This is a genomic window from Rheinheimera sp. 1928-s, assembly GCF_029269265.1.
In the GTDB taxonomy this organism is placed as follows: Bacteria; Pseudomonadota; Gammaproteobacteria; order Enterobacterales; family Alteromonadaceae; genus Pararheinheimera.
On sequence record NZ_JARIXP010000001.1, the window covers coordinates 750533 to 773140 of the forward strand.

The 22608-nt window shown below is 46.7% G+C and carries 24 protein-coding genes; 15 read left to right on the forward strand and 9 right to left on the reverse strand.

Features of this window, described 5'->3' with window-relative positions:
* The first annotated feature begins 35 nt into the window (after window positions 1-35).
* Both P3C17_RS03350 and P3C17_RS03355 read left to right on the forward strand, forming a co-directional pair.
* On the forward strand, window positions 36-479 hold the full coding sequence (locus tag P3C17_RS03350; RefSeq protein WP_233080476.1) for a type II toxin-antitoxin system RatA family toxin: 444 nt from the start codon (window positions 36-38) through the stop codon (window positions 477-479).
* Window positions 472-837, forward strand: a complete 366-nt coding sequence (locus P3C17_RS03355) for an RnfH family protein (protein WP_300928094.1) — start codon at window positions 472-474, stop codon at window positions 835-837. The genes P3C17_RS03350 and P3C17_RS03355 overlap by 8 nt, the downstream gene beginning before the upstream one ends.
* A 76-nt stretch (window positions 838-913) precedes the next feature.
* Here P3C17_RS03355 and P3C17_RS03360 read toward each other — a convergent pair whose 3' ends face one another.
* The 3 genes from P3C17_RS03360 to nadK form a co-directional block, all read right to left on the reverse strand.
* Window positions 914-1264 (reverse strand): outer membrane protein assembly factor BamE, encoded by a 351-nt coding sequence (locus P3C17_RS03360; protein WP_300928095.1) that lies wholly within the window; start codon window positions 1262-1264, stop codon window positions 914-916.
* Window positions 1265-1391: 127 nt separating this feature from the next.
* Complete coding sequence (recN, locus tag P3C17_RS03365; RefSeq protein ID WP_300928096.1) at window positions 1392-3059, reverse strand: DNA repair protein RecN; 1668 nt, start codon at window positions 3057-3059, stop codon at window positions 1392-1394.
* Between the two features lie 79 nt (window positions 3060-3138).
* Window positions 3139-4032 (reverse strand): NAD(+) kinase, encoded by an 894-nt coding sequence (gene nadK, locus P3C17_RS03370; RefSeq protein ID WP_300928097.1) that lies wholly within the window; start codon window positions 4030-4032, stop codon window positions 3139-3141.
* 193 nt (window positions 4033-4225) lie between these two features.
* Between nadK and hrcA the strand changes: the two genes are divergently transcribed.
* The 8 genes from hrcA (at window position 4226) to P3C17_RS03410 (ending at window position 13054) form a co-directional block, all read left to right on the forward strand.
* Complete coding sequence (gene hrcA / locus P3C17_RS03375; RefSeq protein WP_300928098.1) at window positions 4226-5251, forward strand: heat-inducible transcriptional repressor HrcA; 1026 nt, start codon at window positions 4226-4228, stop codon at window positions 5249-5251.
* 31 nt (window positions 5252-5282) lie between these two features.
* A complete protein-coding gene (grpE, locus tag P3C17_RS03380) occupies window positions 5283-5852 on the forward strand; it encodes a nucleotide exchange factor GrpE (RefSeq protein WP_127020729.1) in 570 nt (189 codons plus the stop codon).
* A 139-nt stretch (window positions 5853-5991) separates the two neighbouring features.
* Window positions 5992-7272: a PqiA/YebS family transporter subunit gene (locus tag P3C17_RS03385; protein ID WP_300928099.1), complete on the forward strand. Its 1281-nt coding sequence runs from the start codon at window positions 5992-5994 to the stop codon at window positions 7270-7272.
* Between the two features lies 1 nt (window position 7273).
* The gene (gene pqiB, locus P3C17_RS03390) at window positions 7274-9019 is read left to right on the forward strand and encodes an intermembrane transport protein PqiB (RefSeq protein WP_300928362.1); all 1746 of its coding nucleotides are present in this window, start codon (window positions 7274-7276) and stop codon (window positions 9017-9019) included.
* Window positions 9019-9582, forward strand: coding sequence for an ABC-type transport auxiliary lipoprotein family protein (locus P3C17_RS03395; protein WP_300928100.1), 564 nt, complete (start codon window positions 9019-9021; stop codon window positions 9580-9582). The genes pqiB and P3C17_RS03395 overlap by 1 nt, the downstream gene beginning before the upstream one ends.
* Before the next feature lie 290 nt (window positions 9583-9872).
* Window positions 9873-10124: an OadG family transporter subunit gene (locus tag P3C17_RS03400; protein WP_300928101.1), complete on the forward strand. Its 252-nt coding sequence runs from the start codon at window positions 9873-9875 to the stop codon at window positions 10122-10124.
* A gap of 2 nt (window positions 10125-10126) precedes the next feature.
* The gene (gene oadA / locus P3C17_RS03405) at window positions 10127-11914 is read left to right on the forward strand and encodes a sodium-extruding oxaloacetate decarboxylase subunit alpha (protein WP_300928102.1); all 1788 of its coding nucleotides are present in this window, start codon (window positions 10127-10129) and stop codon (window positions 11912-11914) included.
* A 9-nt stretch (window positions 11915-11923) separates the two neighbouring features.
* Window positions 11924-13054: a sodium ion-translocating decarboxylase subunit beta gene (locus P3C17_RS03410; protein ID WP_300928103.1), complete on the forward strand. Its 1131-nt coding sequence runs from the start codon at window positions 11924-11926 to the stop codon at window positions 13052-13054.
* Window positions 13055-13088: 34 nt separating this feature from the next.
* Here P3C17_RS03410 and P3C17_RS03415 read toward each other — a convergent pair whose 3' ends face one another.
* Window positions 13089-14195 carry an anhydro-N-acetylmuramic acid kinase gene (locus tag P3C17_RS03415; protein ID WP_300928104.1) on the reverse strand — a complete coding sequence of 369 codons (1107 nt, stop codon included), beginning with the start codon at window positions 14193-14195 and terminating at the stop codon, window positions 13089-13091.
* Entirely contained in the window at window positions 14195-15502 is a 1308-nt protein-coding gene (locus tag P3C17_RS03420) for a peptidoglycan DD-metalloendopeptidase family protein (protein ID WP_300928105.1), read from the reverse strand. The genes P3C17_RS03415 and P3C17_RS03420 overlap by 1 nt, the downstream gene beginning before the upstream one ends.
* 161 nt (window positions 15503-15663) lie before the next feature.
* On the opposite strand from P3C17_RS03420, the gene tyrS reads away from it, so the two are divergent.
* On the forward strand, window positions 15664-16866 hold the full coding sequence (gene tyrS / locus P3C17_RS03425) for a tyrosine--tRNA ligase (protein WP_300928106.1): 1203 nt from the start codon (window positions 15664-15666) through the stop codon (window positions 16864-16866).
* Between the two features lie 55 nt (window positions 16867-16921).
* On the opposite strand, the gene P3C17_RS03430 is transcribed toward tyrS, so the two are convergent.
* Complete coding sequence (locus P3C17_RS03430) at window positions 16922-17470, reverse strand: helix-turn-helix domain-containing protein (RefSeq protein WP_300928107.1); 549 nt, start codon at window positions 17468-17470, stop codon at window positions 16922-16924.
* Window positions 17471-17637: 167 nt separating this feature from the next.
* Between P3C17_RS03430 and P3C17_RS03435 the strand changes: the two genes are divergently transcribed.
* Together P3C17_RS03435 and P3C17_RS03440 are read left to right on the forward strand one after the other, a co-directional pair.
* Complete coding sequence (locus tag P3C17_RS03435) at window positions 17638-18489, forward strand: SPFH domain-containing protein (protein ID WP_300928108.1); 852 nt, start codon at window positions 17638-17640, stop codon at window positions 18487-18489.
* Window positions 18490-18503: 14 nt separating this feature from the next.
* On the forward strand, window positions 18504-18686 hold the full coding sequence (locus P3C17_RS03440; protein WP_300928109.1) for an Arc family DNA-binding protein: 183 nt from the start codon (window positions 18504-18506) through the stop codon (window positions 18684-18686).
* On the opposite strand, the gene P3C17_RS03445 is transcribed toward P3C17_RS03440, so the two are convergent.
* Complete coding sequence (locus P3C17_RS03445; protein WP_300928110.1) at window positions 18683-19258, reverse strand: TetR/AcrR family transcriptional regulator; 576 nt, start codon at window positions 19256-19258, stop codon at window positions 18683-18685. The genes P3C17_RS03440 and P3C17_RS03445 overlap by 4 nt on opposite strands.
* A 105-nt stretch (window positions 19259-19363) precedes the next feature.
* Here P3C17_RS03445 and P3C17_RS03450 point away from each other — a divergent pair, with 105 nt between their 5' ends.
* Window positions 19364-19864 carry an HPP family protein gene (locus P3C17_RS03450; RefSeq protein ID WP_300928111.1) on the forward strand — a complete coding sequence of 167 codons (501 nt, stop codon included), beginning with the start codon at window positions 19364-19366 and terminating at the stop codon, window positions 19862-19864.
* On the opposite strand, the gene P3C17_RS03455 is transcribed toward P3C17_RS03450, so the two are convergent.
* Both P3C17_RS03455 and P3C17_RS03460 read right to left on the reverse strand, forming a co-directional pair.
* Window positions 19821-20732, reverse strand: a complete 912-nt coding sequence (locus P3C17_RS03455; RefSeq protein ID WP_300928112.1) for an AEC family transporter — start codon at window positions 20730-20732, stop codon at window positions 19821-19823. The genes P3C17_RS03450 and P3C17_RS03455 overlap by 44 nt on opposite strands.
* A 26-nt stretch (window positions 20733-20758) precedes the next feature.
* Window positions 20759-21094 (reverse strand): GIY-YIG nuclease family protein, encoded by a 336-nt coding sequence (locus P3C17_RS03460; protein WP_300928113.1) that lies wholly within the window; start codon window positions 21092-21094, stop codon window positions 20759-20761.
* A gap of 243 nt (window positions 21095-21337) precedes the next feature.
* On the opposite strand from P3C17_RS03460, the gene P3C17_RS03465 reads away from it, so the two are divergent.
* Entirely contained in the window at window positions 21338-22600 is a 1263-nt protein-coding gene (locus P3C17_RS03465; protein ID WP_300928114.1) for a DEAD/DEAH box helicase, read from the forward strand.
* Window positions 22601-22608 lie beyond the last annotated feature (8 nt).

The following is a 22608-nucleotide window of genomic DNA, read 5'->3' on the forward strand; positions in this document are numbered from 1 at the left end:
TGTTACAATCGCCGCCTGCATTAAGGGGAGAGAGTATGCCACAAATTGAGCGCAGCGCACTGGTTTTTTACAGCGCGCGCCAGATGTTTGAGCTGGTGAACGATGTACCACGTTATCCGGAATTTTTACCCGGTTGCGCCAAAGCACAAATTTTACAGCAGTCTGCAGATCAGATGCTGGCTAAGTTACAGGTGAAAAAAGCCGGTATCAGTCAGGAGTTCACCACTCGCAATACCCTGGTGACTGACTCGCAAATTCAGATGCAATTGGAGTCTGGCCCTTTTAAAGCTTTATCCGGTGGCTGGACCTTCGTTCCACTGAGTGATGAAGCTTGTAAAGTGGTGCTGGCATTGGATTTTGAGTTTTCCAATAAAATAGTTGAATTTGCTTTTGGCAAAATTTTTAACGAGTTAACAGCGGCCATGGTCGGTGCTTTTACCCAAAGAGCGAAACAGGTATACGGAGAACAACATGGCTGAGACTAAAGCTGTCGAGCTGGCTTATGCCACACCAGCGAAACAAAGTTTGTTGAGTTTAACTGTTGATGCTGCGGCTACGGTGGAGCAGATTATTCAGCTGTCCGGTATGCTTTCTTCTTTTCCTGAAATTGATTTAAGTCAGAATAAAGTAGGGATCTGGAGCCGGACCTGCAAACTGAATGAAGTGCCAAAAGCAGGTGACCGAATAGAAATTTACCGGCCTTTAATTGCTGATCCGAAAGATATGCGTCGTCGCCGTGCTGAAAAAGCCAAGGACGAAGGCAGGGCAAATAAGACAACGGGTGGTAGGCAGCAACAGAGTCAGAGTGCTGACTCTGACTCACAATCTGACAGCTGATAAATAAGCAGAAAGATTACACTGAAGTAACGATGACATGACAGAGTCAAAGCTGAAGCTCTGACCCTGCAAAACATTATTGATCCAGCGGTGTATTAAAGTTGGCTGGTTTGGTGAAATCGCCACTGATATCAACCAACTTGTCGTCTTTAAAGTTAGCAATTAGTTGTTTTTCAAAATCTTCGCCACGACCACTTTTTAATGCATAAAAATAATGCCAGATGTCGTCGTCAAAAGCGTTCTCTGCAACTGGATTGCCTAACACAAAACGAACCTGCTCTTTGGTCATTTGAACACGCAGTTTGTCGATGTCTTTTTGCTCCAGAAAGTTGCCTTGTGGCACGTCAATCCGGTAAATCCAACTGCTGCAAGCACCCAGAGTCAATGCTGTGGCCAACACAAGGGCCGTTTTCACTACTGCTTTCATCTGTCTCTTCATCTGAATAAGTCTGTCGGCATCATACCGCAAGCACGGGCTGAAATTAAAGCCTTAATCAGACCTAAGTGTGTTGGCTAAGTTCGTGCCTGTTAAAAATAATTGATTGAAATCCGTTTTAAGGGGCACATAACAACTCTCGGGCATTGGCAATAGCGTTGGCGCTGACGTTTTCACCAGCCAGTAAGCGGGCTATTTCCTGTACCCGCTCTTCGTCTGCCAGTTCGCGAATTCGGGTTTCTGTGGCTATGCCATCTGTGTATTTTTCAACAAACAACTGATGATGGCCCTGACTGGCAACTTGCGGTAAATGCGTGACACAAATCACCTGAGTCGATTCACCTAACTGACGTAATAATCTGCCTACACCAGCGGCAACAGGGCCGCTGATGCCCACATCTACTTCATCAAAAATCAAAGTAGGAGTCGTGACTTTGCCTGCCAGTATCACCTGAATGGCCAGGCTGATACGGGATAATTCACCGCCTGATGCCACTTTGTGCAGTGCCTGTAAAGGTTGGCCCGGGTTGGTGCTGACCAGAAAGTCCACCTGATCCCAGCCTGTTGCATTGGCCTTATCTATACCAGCACTTTCGACTGCTATGTAAAACTTACCGTTAGCCATACTTAACTCAGCCATGCTGCGGGCAATTTTATCGGACAGCTCCAAAGCGGCTGATTGACGTAGTTCAGAGACAACTTCAGCGGCCTGACAATACAGCTGCTGCGCCTGCTGTATTTCCAGTTGTAACTGCACTATGCGATCATCATCGCCAGCCAGTTCAGACAGCTGTTGAGACAATTGCTGGTGAAACAGAGCCAGTTGATCGTGCGGAATTTGATGTTTACGGCTTAAATTCAGCCACAGGCCTAAGCGTTGATCTATCTCAGCTAAACGCTCCGGATCGACATCAACTTTTTCGCTATAGCGGCGTAATTCGCGGCCTGCTTCTTCAATTTGTACTAAAGCTTCTGTCAGCATTTGGTGAATAGGGGCTAAAGCCGGGTCTACTTCTTTATAGTCATCCAGTTGCTGGCAAGCATGGCTTAATAAGCGGTAGCTGTTGGCCTCTTCATCGTCATAGGCCAGTTGCAAGGCTTGCTGGCTGGCTTGGATCAGGCTGTGACTATTGCTTAAACGCTGATGCTCGCTTTCCAGTTCAGCAAACTCATCAGCACCAGGTGCAAATTGATCGAGCTCTGCCACCTGATATTCCAGCAACTGACGTTGTGCTTCACGTTGCTGCTGGTTACTTTGCAGTTCGCTGTATTCTTGTTTCAGTTGCTGCCAGGCTTTCCAGTGTTGGCGGCAATTGGCTAAAGCAGAGTGGGTGTTGGCATAAGCATCCAGCAATTGGCGCTGGTGATCAGATTTTAATAACAGTTGATGTGCATGCTGGCCATGAATACTTAACAGATGATGACCTAAAGCTTTCAGTTGTTGAGCTGGCACCTGTACGCCATTGATATAACCACGGGAGCGGCCTTCGCTACCCACCACACGGCGCACTATGCATTCGTTGCCCATGGCGAGGTCTTGCTCAGCCAGCCAGTGCTGAGCTGCAGCCAATTGACTGATATCAAAAGTGGCGACTATGTCGGCTTTGTCACAACCGGGGCGAACCACTAAACCATCGGCACGTTCACCTAAACATAAAGACAGCGCATCTAAGGCTATAGATTTGCCTGCACCTGTTTCGCCGGTAATGGTGGTCATACCGCCGCGCCAGTCGAGTTCCAGCGCGCGTACTATGGCAAAGTTGCTGATATGCAGATGGTTGAGCATGGTCCAACTCCCTTATACTGAATAACTGTTAATTTATACAGTAATTCGGTTTTTAGCAAGGGAGTGGCAAAGAGATTTTTTAGTAGAGTTTACTGCCCCAGCCGAGCTTGTTACGTAGTACGTTAAAGTAGCTGTAGCCAGGCGGGTGAACCAGTTTAAGCGGCTTAGGGTGTTTACGAATACGGATTTCATCACCTGGCATGACGGCTAAAATCACATGACTGTCGCAGCTGACCTGTAAATGTGCGTCGTTACTTGGCGATACTTTTAATACTATTTCACTGGTACCTGAAACCACCAAAGGGCGGCTGCTTAAGGTATGAGGAAACATTGGCACTAAACTCATCGCATCCAGCTCAGGGGTCAGAATAGGGCCGCCGCCTGATAAAGAATAAGCGGTAGAACCTGTTGGCGTGCTGACAATTAAACCGTCCGAGCGCTGACTGAAAACAAATTCGCCATTAATATGAGCTTCAAACTCAATCATATGCGCCACTTTATCAGCGTGTAATACGGCTTCATTGACAGCGCTGTTACTGCTTTTTACGCAGTCATTCCGATACACTTCCACTTCCAGCAGATTGCGTTTTTCAGTGACAAAATTACCTGCTAACACCGCAGCTAAAGGAGTTTCAAAATTTTCCGGTGATAAGTCGGTTAAGAAACCTAAGTTACCCCGGTTTACGCCCAGCACAGCGACACCAAAACGCGCCAGCACACGGGCTGCGCCCAGCATATTGCCGTCACCACCTACCACTATGGCCAGATCGCAGTTTTTACCCAGCTGAACTAAATCCATCACTTGCACATCAGGCAAGCCCAGAGATTCTGCCACCTTTTCTTCGACATAGACTTTTAACTGCCGTGCCGTTAAAAACTGATACAAGCTGATAAGAGTGGTGTTGGCGCCCGGATGATTTGGTTTGCCAATGAGGCCAATGGTTTGAAATGCGCTGCCAGGGTTTTGACTCATGAGTGTTCCTTTCAAAATGCCGTTTGAGTATACCCATAGTTTCTGATAGCGAACAGCTTTGTGCTCGTTGACGCACTGATAAAGGGCAAGGCTTGAATTTTTAATTAAAGACCCCACAATACATAGCAGTATAAGTCGGCAGTATTCACGCTTAGTATTTTGTGCAGTCTTTTTAACCGGAGTAACAACTGTAGTGGTTCAGTTAAGCAGACCAGAACTGATATTAAAACTCATTGTTGAGCAGTACCTGACGGACGGCATGCCGGTGTCGTCTAAGCTGTTATGTGAGCAGTCAGAACTTAGCGTCAGTTCTGCCACAGTGCGTAACACCATGATGTTGCTGGAGCAGCAGGGTTTTATTCGCTCTCCTCATACGTCGGCAGGCCGGGTTCCTACAACCTCGGGTATTCGGCTCTTTATCGATAAAATGCTGCAACTTGAGCCTTTGTCAGGACGTTGGCTGGATGCGATTCAGCTGAATCTTCCACCGCAATTACCCGTTTCTTTATTATGTCAGCAGGCAGGACAGTTATTAGCCAACTTAACAGGTATGGTCAGTATTGTCAGTGCGCCTAAAAGTCAGGGCAGGGTGATTCGGCAGGTGGATTTAGTACGTTTAGCCACGCAGCGACTGTTGCTGGTGGTGATAGACGAAGATGGTGACATTTTGCACCGGGTGCTGTTTCACGACGATTTAATTGATAATCCAACTTTAAGTCGTGTCTTGTGTTTACTCAATGCAGCTTTGTGTGGTCAGGATTGGTTGGATGGTATTTCGCGTTTAGCTTTAATAGCCAAGCAGGAATGCGGTACAGTGCAGTCTTTGGTGAAAACCGCTATGGCGCAGCTGAGTCTGGATGAGATGCAGCAGCATCAGCCCTTGATTTATGGTCAGCATCAATTAATGCAGGCGAGCGACTATCACCGCGACCCGGAGTTGCAGCAAGTGATAGAACTTTTAGATAATCCTGCCTGTCTGGTGAAATTATTAACGCCTGTCACTCAGGATCATCAGCCCAAATTAATACTGGGACGTGAGTCTGGTATTGAACCTTTAGCCAAGGTGAGTTTGATTTGTGCACGCTACCGTTCGGAGCCACATGGCTTTATTGCCTTGCTTGGACCACGCCGGATGAACTATGGCCGTTTTGTGCCTTTAGTTGAAGCTGTAGCACAACAAATGTTTTTTAACTTGAATCATCTTAATCAATCCCCATAATAAGCCAACCTATGGTGGAGTAGTAACTACAATGAGCGAGCAAGATAAAGTGCAAACTGAACAACAACAGGCTGCGGAAGCAGCGGCAGAGCAAGAAGTCGTAGAACTGACGCCGGAGCAGGAACTTATTGCAAAGCTGGATGCAGAATTACAGCAGGCAAAAGCCCAGTTGGCAGAGCAGCATGATTTAATGCTTAGAATTAAAGCTGAAGCAGACAACAGCCGTCGTCGTTCAGCCATGGATGTTGAAAAAGCCCATAAATTTGCGCTGGAGCGTTTCGCTGGTGATTTATTACCGGTGGTGGATAACCTCGAGCGTGCTTTAACCTTCTTAAATCGTGAAGACGACAGCCAGAAAGCTCTGGGTGAAGGTGTAGATTTAACGCTGAAAGGTTTACTGGATACACTGGCGAAAAACGGCGTGCAGCAAATTGACCCACAAGGTCAGCCGTTTAACCCTGAATTCCATCAGGCCATGTCGATTCAGCCAAGCGCTGATGTGGCGCCAAACACTGTCACTTTTGTGATGCAAAAAGGCTACGAGCTGAACGGCCGTTTAGTACGTCCTGCTATGGTGGGTGTCTCTAAAGCTGTTGAATAAACGGCGTCTTTGAAATAGGGGGTAGAAGCATGGGAGATAAGCATCTCATGACTCTGCCCCCTTATTTTTTACTGGGCTTTCTCCTTGCGGGCTTTTACAATAGCTTTATCGCAGTATAGGCATTTGCAAAGGAATCTTTTTGTCTGATCTGGAGTCTGGTAGAGCGCCCACGGCGCAACCTGTTACCGAACTGGTGCTTTGTCGCCACTGCGATCTATTGCAACAATTGCCGCTGTTAGCCATTGGTCAGGAAGCCGCTTGCAGCCGCTGTGGTTATTTACTGGATATGCGACAAAAAGATCCGGTATTACGTCCTGTGCTCTATGCCATAAGCTCACTGTTTATGCTGATTTTGGCCAACCTCTTTCCTTTTATTGGCATGGATGTGGCGGGTAACATCCACATCATGAGTTTTTTTGATACCTCCTCTGTGTTATTTGATGAGCATCAGCAATGGTTGGCTGTGCTGGTGTGGTTATTTATTCAGGCGATACCGGCTTTCTGTATGCTGGCCGTAATTTATATCAAGCTCGGCATGGTGCGCCGGGTGAGGGGCTTAGTCTGGACTGCCCGTGTGCTCTATATGCTCAAACCCTGGAGCATGGTGGATATTTTCCTGATTGGTATTCTGGTCGCTTTTGTCAAACTGGTGGTGTACGCCGATATTTCTGTGGGCATGAGCTTCTGGGCTTTTTGTTTATTTTGTCTGCTGCATTTACGCACTTTCCAGGTGATAGACCGTCATGCCTTGTGGGAGTCTATAGCGCCGGCACCTCAGCCCGTTGCCGCGCATTTTGCAGGAAAAACCGGTGTTTCACTGAATTTAGCCAGTTGCAGCTGTTGCACTGCTATAGTGCCGCTGGAGCAAAAATATTGTGATCGCTGTGGTACTAAAGTCACAGCCCGTATTCCGGCCAGTTTGCAGAAAACCTTAGCCTGGCTGATTACCGCTACTTTGTTGTATATCCCGGCTAACTTACTGCCTATTATGGAAACTGTGTCTTTGGGCAGCAGCATTCAGTCTACAATCATCAGCGGTATTATATTGATGTGGCAGGACGGGGCTTATCCTGTGGCCATAGTGATTTTATTAGCCAGCGTGGTGGTGCCCGTCGTGAAAATAGTAGTGATGTTCTGGCTCTGTTATCTGGCCAGTCACAGTGGGCATAAACGACAGCTGCTGTCGACCCGGGTGTATTTACTGGTCGACTGGATAGGGCGCTGGTCTATGGTCGATGTGCTGGTGGTCGCTATATTGGCAGCTTTGGTACGGTTTGATTTATTGATGGGTGTATATCCTGGTATGGGCGCTATTATTTTTGCGACTGTGGTGATCACTACCATGCTCGCCGCTATGAGTTTTGATCCACGTTTGTTGTGGGACCAACGGAATAAAAAAGAGGAGCTGCGACGTGGCTAAGATGCAGGGCCGGGTGGCCGCGGTGAAAAAGATCCGACAATTGTCACCCATTTGGATAGTGCCAGTTATGGCTGTAGTGATTGGCATCTGGATGTTGTATTACACCCAAAAAAATCAGGGACCAGTGATCACGCTGGTCACTCTGAATGCTGAAGGCATAGTGGCAGGTAAAACTCAGATCAAAAGCCGCAGTGTGGATATAGGCCGGGTTGAATCTGTGCAGCTGTCGGAAGACTTAAGCAAAGTATTAATCAAAGCCCGCATGGATCCTGGTCTCGAAGGCTTGCTGAATGAAGACTCACAGTTGTGGGTTGTCAAACCTACAGTTGGCCGGGGTGGCGTCAGCGGTTTAAACACGCTGTTATCCGGCGCTTATATTGAGTTACAGCCGGGCAAAGCCTCAGTACAAAAATACTATTATGAATTGCTCGACAGCCCGCCTATAGCGCCGGCGGATGCACCAGGGGTTCGGGTTACTTTATTAAGTGACGATGCGACAGCTTTGGCTGTAGGCGACCCTGTTTTGTATCACGGCTATGCGGTAGGTACAGTAGAGACCAGCAACTTTGTCGCTGAACAAGGCCATATGACCTATCAGTTGTTTGTACGTGCGCCTTATGATTCCTTAGTCACAGAAAACGTACGTTTCTGGCAAGCCAGTGGTATGGCTTTGGACGTGTCTGCGCAAGGGGTGCGGGTTGAATTAGCTTCTGTTGCTACATTACTTAGCGGTGGGGTGCATTTTGATGTGCTGGATGGTTGGCCTGCAGGCGACAAAGTGGCCAGCAACAGCGAGTTTCAGCTATTTAAAAATCAAAAAGCCATCAAAGAAGGTTTGTACACTGAATACAACGAATACCTGATGTTTTTTGACGAGTCGATCCGAGGTCTGAGCGCCGGTGCGCCTCTGGAATACAAAGGTATACGTATTGGTACAGTGGCTATGGCACCGTACTTCTTTAATATGGATAACCCTTTGGATGTTGCTTTTAAACGAGGCATTCCAGTGTTGGTACGAGTGGAAGCTGGCCGTCTGGCTGGTGAGATGAGCCTGAAAAAGCTGGCGCAGGAATTAGAAACTGCGGTGCAACAAGGTTTAAGAGCAGTACTGAAAACCGGTAGTTTATTAACAGGGGCCTTGTATATAGAACTGGTGCAAACCGATGCACAAATTGAAACTCCTAAAGTAAAAGTAGATGTGCCAGCTCTGGCTGATGCAGACAACTCTGAAAAAGTGCAGGTGGCAACAGCCCAGCCGTCAGCGTTTTCCAGTGAAGGTTTTGTTCCAGCCCCTTTTGCTTTGGCTGATCATGCTGGTCTGAAAATAATGCCAACAGCTCCCAGTGGTTTAGCCAATATTGAACAAAAAGTGCTGCAGGTGCTGGATAAGGTCAACCGTTTGCCTGTGGAAGATGTGTTGGCGCAAAGCTCTGCAACTTTGGCTCAAAGCGAAAAAATGCTGAAAAATGCAGAGCAATTGATCCAGTCTTTGGATCAATTTGTGAAGCACAATGCGGTACAGCAATTGCCTGCCGATCTGCAGCAAAGTTTGCTGGAACTGCGGAAAACTCTGGCTGGCTTTTCGCCGGGTTCACCTGCTTATGAGCGCTTAAATGGCAACTTACAGTCGATGGACCAATTATTACGTGATTTGCAGCCCGTAATTAAAACTATGAATAATCAAAGTAACTCACTGATTTTTAAAGCCGATCTGCCTAAAGATCCAGAACCTGAGAAGGGCAACTAATGCGTTATTTAGCTTTTGTATTCTTAAGTCTGGCCCTGGCCGGTTGTGGCAGTTCTCCGTCTGAACTGCAGTATTATCGCCTGCCTGCTGTTGCAGTAAAAGCGCCACAAGGCGACAGCAGCAAAGTACTGGTGATAGAGCCTGTCATGGTGGCCAGTTACTTAAACAGCAATGCTCTGGTGTATCAGAACAATACTGTGAATCTGCAATTGACCCGCACTCACCAATGGGCTGAAGCTTTGGATCAACAACTGACCCGCAATTTGCAGGCGCATTTATCCGCAGCTTTAACCGATTGGCGTGTAACTCAACAGGTGAATAGCTCAGCTGACAACCGCCTGACAGTGCAGGTAACTCAGTTTCATACCACAGCTGAAGGTCTGGTGCTGATCAGTGGTCAGGCTCATTTGCTGACAGGGGCTGTCGTCAAACAAATGCCTTTTGAGTTGGAATTACCTATTGCTGATGATGGTTATGACGAAGTAGTCAAAAGCCTGGGCGAAGGCTGGAGTCAGGTTGCCAGCCAGATAGCGGTGATGATTACAGAAAGTCCTGCTGCTTAGTTTTTCTAAGTACAGATACCGGCTTTGCCCGGTTTCAACTGAATAACGAGCCCCGCCTTATTGGTGGGGTTTGTTTTTTTACCTGCCTGATCACGTTCTGCGCCTACCTATGATTTCAGTAGATGTTTAGATTCTTAGCTGTCTAAATGGCCATTTCTTGCCTTTGTCAATAGAGTTACGTATAAGTTGTATAAATAACAGGCATCAATCAAAGTGATTAAGTAATGGCTTATGTTATTTAGAGAAAACTGCTATTAATCAATACAACTAATTTACGGAGAGGACACAAGATGGACGCGGAGCAACAAGTCAGTGTTTTACTGTTGGATGCAGCTGTGTTGATGGTCGTGGGCATGGGCGTTGTATTTGGTTTTTTGATGGTATTGGTTTTTGCTGTTCAAGGCATGTCCAGATTACTCCGGCATTCGAGTCCAGCTTTACCTGCAGCTGTTGCAACAACACCACAAGCTGCTATTTCTCCTTCTGTTGTTGCTGCTATCAGCGCTGCTATTGAACATCATCAAAAACAAAATAAGGGATAAAAATGAGCCAACCATTATTACTGACTGAGCTGGTGCTCAGAGACGCCCATCAATCCTTATTAGCCACTCGCCTGCGTTTAGAAGATATGCTGCCTATCGCAGCCAAACTGGATCAGGTGGGCTATTGGTCGATGGAATCCTGGGGCGGTGCCACCTTTGATGCCTGTATCCGCTATTTAGGTGAAGACCCATGGCATCGCTTGCGTGAGCTGAAAAAAGCCATGCCGAACACTAAACAACAAATGCTGTTGCGTGGTCAGAATTTATTAGGTTATCGCCATTATGCCGACGATGTAGTGCAAGCCTTTGTCGAACGCAGTTTTGCTAATGGCATAGACGTATTCCGTATTTTTGATGCGATGAATGACGTGCGTAACCTGCATACGGCTGTAGCTACTGCTGTCAAGGTCGGCGCTCATGCTCAGGGCACTTTGTCTTATACCGTCAGCCCTGTGCATACCATTGATGGCTGGCTGGATATGGCGATGCAGCTGGAAGATATGGGCTGCCATTCTATTTGTATTAAAGATATGGCGGGTTTACTGAAGCCTTATGTGGCGGAAGAGCTGATCACCCGCTTAAAGGAACGGGTCAAGTTACCTATAGCTATGCAGTGCCATGCCACCACAGGGTTGAGTACAGCGACTTACCAGAAAGCTATTGATGCTGGCATTGATATGCTCGACACCGCTATTTCGTCTATGAGTATGACCTATGGTCACAGCGCAACTGAAACTATGGTGGCTATCACTGAAGGCACAGCGCGCGATACCGGACTGAATTTAGTCTTACTGGGAGAAATTGCTGCTTACTTTCGTGATGTACGCAGCAAATACGCTCAGTTTGAAGGTTCACTCAAAGGGGTTGACGCCCGGATTTTATTGGCCCAGGTACCAGGTGGTATGTTAACCAATATGGAAAGCCAACTGAAAGAGCAGGGCGCTTTGGACAAAATGGATTTGGTGCTGACGGAAATTCCTAAAGTACGCAAAGAGTTAGGCTATTTGCCTCTGGTCACTCCCACCTCACAAATCGTCGGCACTCAGGCTGTGTTGAATGTGCTTTCGGGCGAACGTTATAAAACCATCACCAAAGAAACTGCTGCTGTGCTCAAAGGGGAATATGGTTCAACACCAGCTCCTGTTGATTTGGCATTGCAACAGCGGGTACTGGCTGGTGCTGCAGCTATTGTCTGTCGTCCTGCCGATTTATTGCAGCCTGAGCTTGATACATTAACCACTGAGCTTGAAAGTAAAACTCAGGAGCTGCAACTGAAGCTGACAGAAGACAAAATCGATGATGTGTTGACCTACGCTTTATTCCCACAAGTTGGCCTGAAGTTTTTACAGCACAGAGGCGATGCATCGAAGTTTGAACCAGCACCTGGCCAACAAAAACCAACAAACCAAAGCAACACTCAGGTGGAACAGAGCAACAGCACTGTTTCCGGAGTGGGTGTTTACAGTGTCAAAGTGGATGGCAAGCTGTATCAGGTTGAAGTAGGACCTGCTGGTGCAGTGCAACAGATCAAAACTGTAGTGGGGGAAACTATTCCGCAATCGGCCAGTATTCAGCCCGCCAGCAAGCTAAATTCACCTTTGGCCGGCAATATACTGGCGCTGAAAGTCAGTGTGGGTCAGCAGGTAGAAGCAGGGCAAGTGGTGTTGTTAATGGAAGCTATGAAAATGGAGACGGAAATTCGTGCCAGCCAGGCAGGTACTGTCAGTCAAATTCATATCAGTGTTGGGTCTGCAGTCACTACCGGCGATCTGCTGGTCAGTTTTGCCTGAGGATAGATCATGGACGTTTTGTTAACACTGATTGATTCTACCGGTCTGGTGCATTTGACCTGGCCAGCTCTGGTCATGATGGCGGTTGGTTTTTTGTTATTGTATCTGGCCATAGCTAAAGGTTTTGAGCCTCTGTTGCTTATTCCTATTGGCTTTGGTGCAATTTTAACCAATATTCCTCTGGCTGGAATGGGCGAACCAGGTGGTTTGTTGTATTCCATTTATCAGGTTGGTATTGAAAGTGGCGTCTTCCCGCTGCTGATCTTTTTAGGAGTCGGGGCTTTAACTGACTTCAGCGCTTTAATAGCCAACCCTAAAATGTTGTTATTAGGCGCTGCTGCTCAGTTTGGTATTTTCTCGACTTTGTTGGGCGCTATAGCTCTGAACTGGGTACCGGGTTTAAGTTTTTCTATGCAGGAAGCAGCAGCTATCGCCATTATTGGCGGGGCTGATGGCCCTACCGCTATCTTCTTAGCTTCAAAACTGGCGCCTGAGTTGTTGGGTGCTATAGCAGTAGCTGCTTATTCTTATATGGCGCTGGTGCCTATTATTCAGCCGCCTATTATGCGGGCTTTAACGACAGTGGAAGAGCGCAAAATTAAGATGGCGCAGCTGAGGCAAGTCAGTCAGAAAGAAAAAATCATCTTTCCTTTGCTGGTGCTGATTTTAACCTTTTTGTTTTTACCTACCGCAGCGCCGTTAATTGGTATGTTTTGTCTGGGCAATTTAATACGTGAAGCTGGTGTGGTGGAGCGTTTATCTAAGACTGCACAAAACGAGCTGATTAATATAGTAACCATCTTTTTAGGTTTAGCTGTAGGCTCCAAGTTAAGTGCAGATCAATTCCTGACCACTCAAACCTTAGGTATTTTGTTATTAGGCGCCGTGGCTTTTAGCATAGGTACGGCCTCAGGCGTGTTGATGGCGAAGCTGATGAATAAACTATCCAAAGACCCGGTGAATCCACTGATAGGTGCAGCTGGTGTGTCAGCTGTGCCTATGTCGGCCCGTGTCGCCAATAAAGTAGGGTTGGAGGCTGACCCTCATAACTTCCTGCTGATGCATGCCATGGGGCCTAATGTAGCAGGTGTGATAGGTTCGGCCGTAGCTGCAGGTATTTTACTGGCATTGGTTAAATAATTGCTTGAATAGAAAAAACCGGTGTGGGGTTTAGCTAACAGCTAAACTCCGCGCCTAATACCACAGCTTTACGGGCGCCTGTAACTTCAGGAATATTACCCGGAATTTTGTGATCGTAGGCATAAGCCAACCAGGCAAAAGCCATAGCTTCCACATCATCTGCTTTTACACCTAAATGAGCAGTTTGTTCTAGCCGCACTTTGGGGAATAATTGTTGTAAGTCGTCCATCAGCACTTGGTTATAAGCACCACCACCACAAACAAACAACTCATCTATGGCTTCATTTGCTAAGGCAATTTTTATGCTTTGTGCGGTAAAACGGGTGAGGGTTCGCTGCACATCAGCTGCAGCGTATTTTCCGCTTTGTAATTTTTGCTCTAACCACAATCCGTTGAAATACTCTCTGCCTGTGCTTTTCGGGCCTTGCAATTGAAAGTAGGGGTCTGATAAGAGATCTGCTAATAAATCCTGTCGTATTGCACCAGAAGCGGCATACTGACCGTCTTTGTCGTATAAACCTAAGCCTTGTTGCTGGATCCAATTATCCATCAGTCCATTGCCCGGGCCTGTATCAAAACCCCGCACTGGATGATCAGGTTGCAGCAAAGTGACATTGGCTATACCCCCAATATTTAAAATGGCGCGGTAACTGCTGTTGGCAAAAACTGCCTGATGAAAAGCCGGAACTAAAGGTGCACCCTGCCCACCATAGGCCATATCTTTACGACGAAAATCAGCAATAACCCGAATCTGTGTTTCAGCAGCAAGGCGGAACATATCGCCAATCTGATAGGTAAAAGGAAATGCTGCGTAAGGGCGATGACGGATGGTTTGGCCATGGCAGCCAATAGCGCTTATCTGCTCAGGTGTAACTTTAGCTTTAGATAATAACTGCTTCACCGCATCGGCGTATGCTAATGCCAGTTGTTGCTCTGCTAACCCCATCAGCTCAAGCTCATCCGGGCCGGACTGAGCCAATTGGCTAAGCTGCAGGCGCAACTGTTCAGGGAAAGGACAAAGCAGAGACTCTAGTAATTCGGGCTGAAGTTTTACAGTAGGGGACTGACCAAAACGAACCAGCACCAGATCGATGCCATCGAGACTGGTGCCGGACATAATACCTATATAAAGGCTGGACATTACTCAGCCGCAGCTACCGTGATCCGTTCATGGCTTTGCATTTGTGCTATTAATTGCTTAGCGTGATTAACGAATGCAATACGTTCGCTTGGTGACAAAGCCTGTGACTCAGGTAACTTTACAGTACGAGGATTGCGGTGTACGCCACCAACCACAAATTCATAATGCAAGTGAGCGCCTGTCACACGGCCGGTAGCGCCTAAGCGACCAATCACCTGACCCTGACGTACATTTTCGCCTTGTTTCACATCGCGTTTGGACAAATGAAGGTATTTAGTCACTATGTTGTTTTTGTGTTTAATAAACACATAGTTACCATTCACACTGTTGCGGGTTGAAGCAATAACTTTGCCATCACCAGCCGCCATAATAGGAGTGCCTACAGCAGCAACGTAGTCCACGCCATTATGAGGGCGGACCTTCTTTAACACTGGGTGTAAACGGCGCGGATTAAAGTTGGAACTGACGTACTGGAAAGCGACAGGGGCGCGTAAAAAGGCTTGTTTAGTGCCTTTACCATCCGGTTTATAAAAAGCGCCGTCTTCGTGACGAACAGCCTGGTACACCTGACCCTGGTTAGTAAACTGTGCTGCTAAGATATTGCCGTTACCGACAAACTGGCCGTCGGCATAACGTGTTTCAAAAATTACGCTAAAACTGTCACCTGCTTTGATGTCTAAACCAAAGTCGATATCGTAGCTGAAAATGTTGTTGGCTAGGGTCRGCATCTGAGCTTCAGTTAAACCAGCTTCCAGACCTGCGTTCCAGAACGAACCGTTGATCACGCCGCTGACGACTTCAGTTCGGGTTTCAACTTCCTTTAACAACTCTTCAGCCGCAAATTCGCCATTGGCGGTGCGTTGTACACGTAAAGTTTTCAGGTTGTTGATTGGATAACGGATTTCTTGCAATTTGCCCTGGTTATCTAAACCAAATTCAATTTGCTCGCCTGGGAAAATTCGGGTTAAGGTTTTCACTGGTTTACCCAGTTCCAACACTTCCAGCATTGTGGCCTGATCTAATTTAGCTTTGCGAAAAATTGCCGACAGAATGTCGCCTTTTTTCACATCAACTGTCACCCACTCCAGTGAGTTGTCTTCGTGTGGCAGAGTTGCAAGCTGCGAAGCTGCAATTTTCTCTTCCACCAAAGGAATATCAATACTGTATCTTTTTCCAACTTCCAGCTCAGATGTTTCTGTAGTTCTGGAGGCTGAAGCTTGTTCTGACGGGATCAACAGCATAACGGCAACAATGCCGCTTAGAGCGCCGATTAATAACCGATGTTTGATAGGCAAAGAAGAAATCATAGAAAGCGCATCTCTTATTATTATCAGACAAACCAATAAAAAAATGAGCATATAACGATTTTTTGTGCGATGCCACACTTTTGTTGGTTTGATCTAAAGAAATGTTTCAGTAGAATGCAGACTTGGAATTTTACCGAATACAAAAGAAGTAGGAGTACACCATGGCTCACTGGGAGCAGGCGCTGGCTGAGATAAAACGCGGCTGCGAAGAGATTTTGTTAGAAGAAGAGCTGATTGCTAAGTTAAAGGAAGGAAAACCTTTAAAAATCAAAGCAGGTTTCGATCCAACTGCACCAGATTTGCATTTAGGTCACACGGTTCTTATCAACAAATTACGTACCTTTCAACAGTTGGGTCATGATGTCATTTTCCTTATTGGCGACTTCACCGGCATGATAGGTGATCCAACGGGTAAAAACGTAACGCGTAAGCCGTTAACCCGCGAGGATGTGTTGGCCAACGCACAGACCTATAAAGAGCAAGTATTTAAAATTCTTGATCCGGCAAAAACCCGTGTGGCTTTTAACTCCGAATGGATGGAAAAGTTAGGTGCGGCCGGCATGATCAAGCTGGCGGCTCGCCAGACTGTGGCCCGTATGCTGGAACGTGACGACTTTAAAAAGCGTTACGCCAATAATCAGTCTATTGCTATTCACGAGTTTTTATATCCGTTGGTGCAAGGCTGGGACTCTGTTGCTTTAGAAGCCGACATTGAAATGGGCGGCACTGATCAACGCTTTAACCTGCTGATGGGACGTGAGCTGCAAAAAGACGAAGGTCAGCGCCCACAGACCATTATTATGGTGCCATTGCTGGAAGGTCTGGACGGTGTGCAAAAGATGTCCAAATCATTGGGCAACTATATTGGTATCACCGACACGCCGGGTGAGATGTTTGGCAAAGTGATGTCGATCAGTGATGAGCTGATGTGGCGTTATTACGATTTGCTGAGTTTCCGTCCTATTGCCGATATTGCTGCATTGAAACAACAAGCTGCAGATGGCCGTAATCCACGTGATATCAAAATTGAACTAGCGAAGGAAATTATTGCCCGTTTCCACGATGAGGCATCAGCAGATGCGGCGGAACAGGATTTTATCCAGCGTTTTCAGAAAAACGCCTTACCGGACGATATCCCTGAACTGACTTTGACCTTAACTGCTGACAGTATTCAGATCGCCAACTTATTAAAAGAAGCGGGCTTAGTTGAGAGTACCTCAGAAGCTTTGCGTATGATTAAGCAAGGCGCTGTGAAACTGGACGGTGAAACTAAAGTGGAAGACAGCAAAATGGAATTTGCCAAAGGCAGTTGCCATATCTTCCAGGTGGGCAAACGTAAATTTGCCAAAGTCAGTTTGGTTTAACTGCTGATTTAACTGAAAAAACCGGCTTTGATGCCGGTTTTTTTATACTTTGTTGTCAGTTGGCTTGTTGTAAGCGGGCAAAAAGCAGCTGCTGTAATGCTGTTTTAAACTGCAAAGGTTCAAAGGGCAGTCGTAACCAAATCACCTCTATGGCCAGCTTTGGCTGTGGATCTTCGACAGATAACAATGCCAGTTTCATCTGGTGTTGTGTCAGTTCCTGTTGCAGTAATGGCATATCAATACCTTGCTGATCAGCAGTCATCAACACCAGTTGCGGTTTCTTCTCGCCCATCATCAGCAGTGCGTCAACCGCGTTTCGTGCCTGCTGTAGTTCCACCGGGAAATGCCATTGCTGACATAAAACCTCTAATAATTTGAAAAAATCTGCATCCATGTTCACACAAAGCACATGAGTTAATGGATGTAATCTTTGTCTTTTATGCAACAAACCCAATAGAGATTCCTGCACTATACGCCGGTGTCCACCTGGCGTTTTCCAGGCCCTGAGCAGGCCTTGCTCAACCCACAGCTGTATAGTACGTACCGAAACACCTAAAAGTGTAGCCGCTTGTCGGGTGGAAAGAAGTTGATGTTGCTCTGACATAATAACTTTTTTGATTTGATTAAATTTATCATATTTATCAAATGGGCTAGTGTCAATGAAGTCATTTGTTTTTGCTGCTGATTGCCTGATTTTTGTACTTTTTCCTTGCATTTATTTTAAATGAAGCTAATTTGATATTAATTTGATATCAAATTGAGGGGAAAGGAATGAAAGAATATCTGGCAACAAGCCGCAGTGGCTTAATGATGTTAGCTGTGCTCCCGGCAGCTTTTGTTGTGTCCGGTTTGGCCCTGCTGGCTTTAGGTGGCCCGTTGAAACTGGTGGCAATACTGGCGCTGATTTTGGTGGGTATAGGTTTTTTTGGCTTTTATATGGTGCAACCAAACCAATGTGCTGTTTTACAGTTGTTTGGTCGTTATGTCGGTTCCGATTTACGAACAGGTTTACGTTGGGCGAACCCCTTTTATAGCAAACAAAAAGTGTCACTGCGGGTACGCAACTTTGAAAGTGGCAAACTGAAAGTGAATGATCACAGTGGTAATCCGGTTGAAATTGCGGCTGTTGTGGTATGGAAAGTGGTAGATAGCGCTGAAGCTGTGTTTGAAGTAGAAGATTATGAAAACTTTGTCAGTATTCAAAGTGAGGCAGCACTGCGCTTTTTAGCCTCAAGTTACCCTTATGAAGCTGCTGAAGATGGGGATATTAGTCTGCGCAGCAATGGCCCTGAAGTCACAGACTTACTCAAAGGCGAAATTCAGGCCCGTCTGGAAAAAGCTGGTGTTGAAGTACTGGAAGCCAGGATCAGCCATTTGGCTTATGCACCGGAAATAGCCAGTGCGATGCTGCAGCGCCAGCAGGCTCGCGCTGTGGTGATGGCCCGTCAGCAATTGGTTGAAGGTGCTGTGGGTATGGTGGAATTAGCCTTAGCCCGTTTGTCGGAAAAAAATATGGTGCAATTGGATGAAGAGCGCAAGGCCGCTATGGTCAGTAATTTGTTAGTGGTGCTTTGTGGTGATCATCAGGTGCAACCTGTGATTAATACCGGCACTTTGTACTAAGCGGGGACTATGTGGTGTCGAAAAAAGCCTTTGCGTTGCGTATTGATGAAACAGTGTTGCAGGCCTTGCAACACTGGGCTGATGATGAGTTTCGCAGTGTAAACGGCCAGATTGAATACCTAGTGCGGGAGGCGTTAATTCAGACCGGAAGGCTGAAGAAAAAACCTCCGGCAGAGCCCACTGCAGAACCAGATTAACTCAAGGCTTTAAGCAATAAACGGGCTTGTTTTTTAGCATGCTGAGCGACAGCCGCATCCGCATGCAATAAAGCCATACTGATGGCCCCTTCTTTTAATAACATCAGTCCGTCCAGCAATAAAGACTGGCCTTCCTCTGTCAGATGATAGCTCTGAAGGTGAGTGTTCACTAAGTGCTTCACCTTGAGTTTATGCTGAGCGCAAAGCTCTAATACCGCACTGTCAGGTCCATGATATTCGGCAGCACAGTTTTGAAAATAACAACCAAAAAAAGGCCCTAACAGGGTAGCCTTACCTTCAAACCAAAGACTTAATGCATCAAATAATGTATCTGCCGGATTTGCCGGATCGGCACTATTCAGTTGCTGTTCGAGCCACTGATAAAAACGCTGATGCCGAAGCTCCAGTGTCGCCATCAACAGCTCGTCTTTGCTGACAAAATGGTGATACAGCGTTTTTTTGGCAACAGCAGACTGTTCTAGAATCTGATTAATCCCTACCGCATGCACACCATAGCGGTAAAACAAACTTAAAGCTGTTTCGACAAGCTGTTGTTTTTTATCCTGTTCCATAAAAGTCCTCAGCAGATTGAACGCTTAGCTTGACATGGGTAGACCACTCTGTCTACCATGTGATTAATCAGTAGACAGAGTGGTCTACCTTGCTGAGGTGATACGGTGACTGAACATAAAATTTGGGTGCAAGCTGTTCTGGCTGGCTGTGGTGCGGCTTTGGTGATGGCGTTGTTAGCTTTGCTGCAACAATGGCAGCAGTTATGGCTGGTGGCACCTTTTGGTGCTACCGCAGTTATTTTGTTTGCCTTGCCGGGGAGCCCACTTGGTAAAGCAAAAAATGTGATAGCCGGGCATTTTTTAGCAGCGTTAGTTGGCCTGATTTTTGTGCATGCTTTTGGTTTGACGGTGTGGAGCTTGTCCATTGCAGTGGGATTATCTATAGGCTTGATGGTATTGTGGAAAATTACCCATCCACCGGCAGGCGCCACTACTTTACTGATTATGCTGACAGCGCCGGATTGGTGGTTTTTATTAAATCCCGTGCTGACAGGTTCTGTGCTGATGGTTGTGGTGGCTCATTATTATCATCAAAGCCACAGGAAAGGACATCAGCACCTTGTTAAACGTAAAGCTGCAGCAGCCAATACCAAAGTGGAAGACTGATAAAACTCAGCAGTAAACCCAGGCCTACCAAAGCTGGTACTAAACGCAGTGCCAGCCCAGCCCCTATAGCTATAGCTCCGGCAGACACCATAGGTGGCATAGCCGCTTCAAACACCACAACCTTCAGTAGTAATGGATCCGGCTGGAACAAGCTTAAAAATCCTAAAGCCAATACAGGCATTAAAAACAGTTTTACTCCTAACGCAAAAATCAGCGGTTTAGCTTCTTTATTGTCCAGCTGCAACCTGAATTGAAAACCTACTGCAATCATAATGACCGGCACCAAGGTAGCGGCAAGACTGTCGAGTACCAGACTGAAAAATGCTGGGTAAGGCACTGATTTCATACATAACGCCAGCAAAAGTGCAATAAAAGAAGGGAAGGTCAGTACACGTTTAATAATTTGACCGGCGCCAGGTGTGGCTGCATTTGGGTTGTACCAGGCCGCTAAAATAGTGGAGTAAGTCGCCAGAGCTAAAAAGGATCCAGCCTGATCGTAAATCATGGCATAAGGTAGCGCCTGATCACCAAAAAAAGCCTCGACCATAGGGAAACCTAAAAAAGAGGTGTTACCTAAAGGTAAAACCACCAGCAAGGCGCCGACTACAGTTTTTTCCCAGTGCCAGATTTTACCAGCCAGAATAATTAATCCGGCCACTATCAGCAGCAACACCCAAGGCGTAATGGCAGGTAACCACAGCTGGTTGGAGAATTCTAATAGCGGAATTTTTTGCAACACTAATGCAGGCAGCGCCACAAAAAGCACAAACTGATTCAGCACTAAACCTGTTTCTTGTGGAAACTGCGGTAATTTACGTAGCAAAGCGCCTATGCACAAATACACCAGAACTAAAGCAAAACTTTCCATGGTTACTCCTCTCTACAGAGCAAAGTCTAATCTGAAGCGGGTTCTGTGCCTATGCGACTTTCGCCTGATAGCTGTTCAAGCAGGTTCAGCTGTTTGGCCGCTTGCTTTAACAACAACTCTTTGTCGTTTTTTGTCCACTGTTTCAGCTGATATTCCAGTTTGCTGGCTGAAGATCGGCAGGGCATAGCGTACCTGAAGGCTAACTGCAGTGGGCCTTTGCCTTTGAGCGCTTTAGCGCCTCCTGTTAATTCCCCACTATGCTGGCGTAAACGCCGTTCAGGATTGGTAGTGATGCCTGTGTATAAAGCGCCTGCTTTGGTGCGTACCATATAAACAAACCATGGGGTTGATACTGCAGTCATGCCTTGTCCTGTTGATTCTGCTACACTAGCGCTGTTTTATAGCCGTCGTCCTTGAAGCTGCAGCTTTGTTGACTGCGCCATCTCGCCCCAGTCACATAGGACAACTATGCTCCTGGGGTCTCACTGGCTTGTCGCCTCGCTGCAACTCCAATGACTTAGGCTATATACCCTTTGTACCTGAAGCTGCGGCTCCACTTACTTTGGGTAAAGAGGTTTGAAAGTCGCTACTTTAAAGGAAATTGCATGTCATTTGCCACGCTTGGTTTAGATCCCCGTATTCTTTCTGCTGTGACCGCACAGGGTTACCACACCCCAACCCCTATTCAGCAGCAAACCATACCTGTGATCTTAGAAGGCAAAGATGTACTCGCTGGTGCTCAGACCGGCACAGGTAAAACTGCTGCTTTTACCTTGCCAGTTTTGCAATTGCTCAGTAAAAACACCAGCAAAGTAAATAATCTACAGGTGCGCTGTTTAGTGCTGACGCCTACCCGAGAACTGGCGCAGCAGGTGGCCGATAGCGTCAAAGCTTATGGCGCTGATTTACCGCTGAAATATGCAGTGTTTTATGGCGGTGTGTCTATTAATCCTCAATACGATCAAGCCAGCCGCGGCTTAGATATTCTGGTCGCTACACCTGGCCGGTTATTGGATCATTTGCATCAGGGCACTGTCAGCTTGTCAGAGTTGCAAATTCTGGTGTTGGATGAAGCCGACCGTATGTTGGATATGGGCTTTATTCACGACATTAAACGTATTATGGCGCGGTTACCCAAAGAGCGGCAGACACTGTTTTTCTCCGCCACTTTTGCCAAAGAAATCAAAGAGCTGGCAGATACTTTATTAAAGTTTCCTGTATTGATTGAAGTGGCTAAACCAAACAGTACAGCAGACAAGGTAGAGCAACTGGCGTACAGAGTGGATTCGCAGCGCAAACGCGAGATGTTGTCTTATCTGATTGGCTCGCGGCAGTGGAAACAAGTACTGATTTTCAGTCGCACTAAACATGGTGCCGACCGTTTAGCGAAGCAGTTGCGGCTGGATGGTATAGAGGCCGGCGCTATTCATGGCGATAAAAGTCAGGGTGCCCGCACCAAAGCGCTGGATGATTTTAAGAACAACAGATTAAGTGTGTTAGTGGCCACTGATATCGCAGCCCGCGGTCTGGATATTGAAGAGCTGCCTATAGTAGTCAACTACGACTTGCCGCAAGTGGCTGAAGATTATGTGCATCGTATTGGCCGTACCGGCCGGGCTGGCAACTCAGGTATGGCCATTAGTTTAATTACGCCAGATGATCTGGTGATGCTGCAAGCCATTGAAAAACTAACAAAACAAGTGATAGTACAGCAGGTTATTCCTGGTTATGAACACGACCCGAAAATGAATCACAGCAGTAAAAAAGCCGATGCTGAAGAAGAACGGGTACAAAAAGTGGCCAGCCGCAATAAACAGCTGGCTAAAGAAAAAGCCAAGTTACGTTCGCAGCTGGTGAATAAAAAATAACTACTATA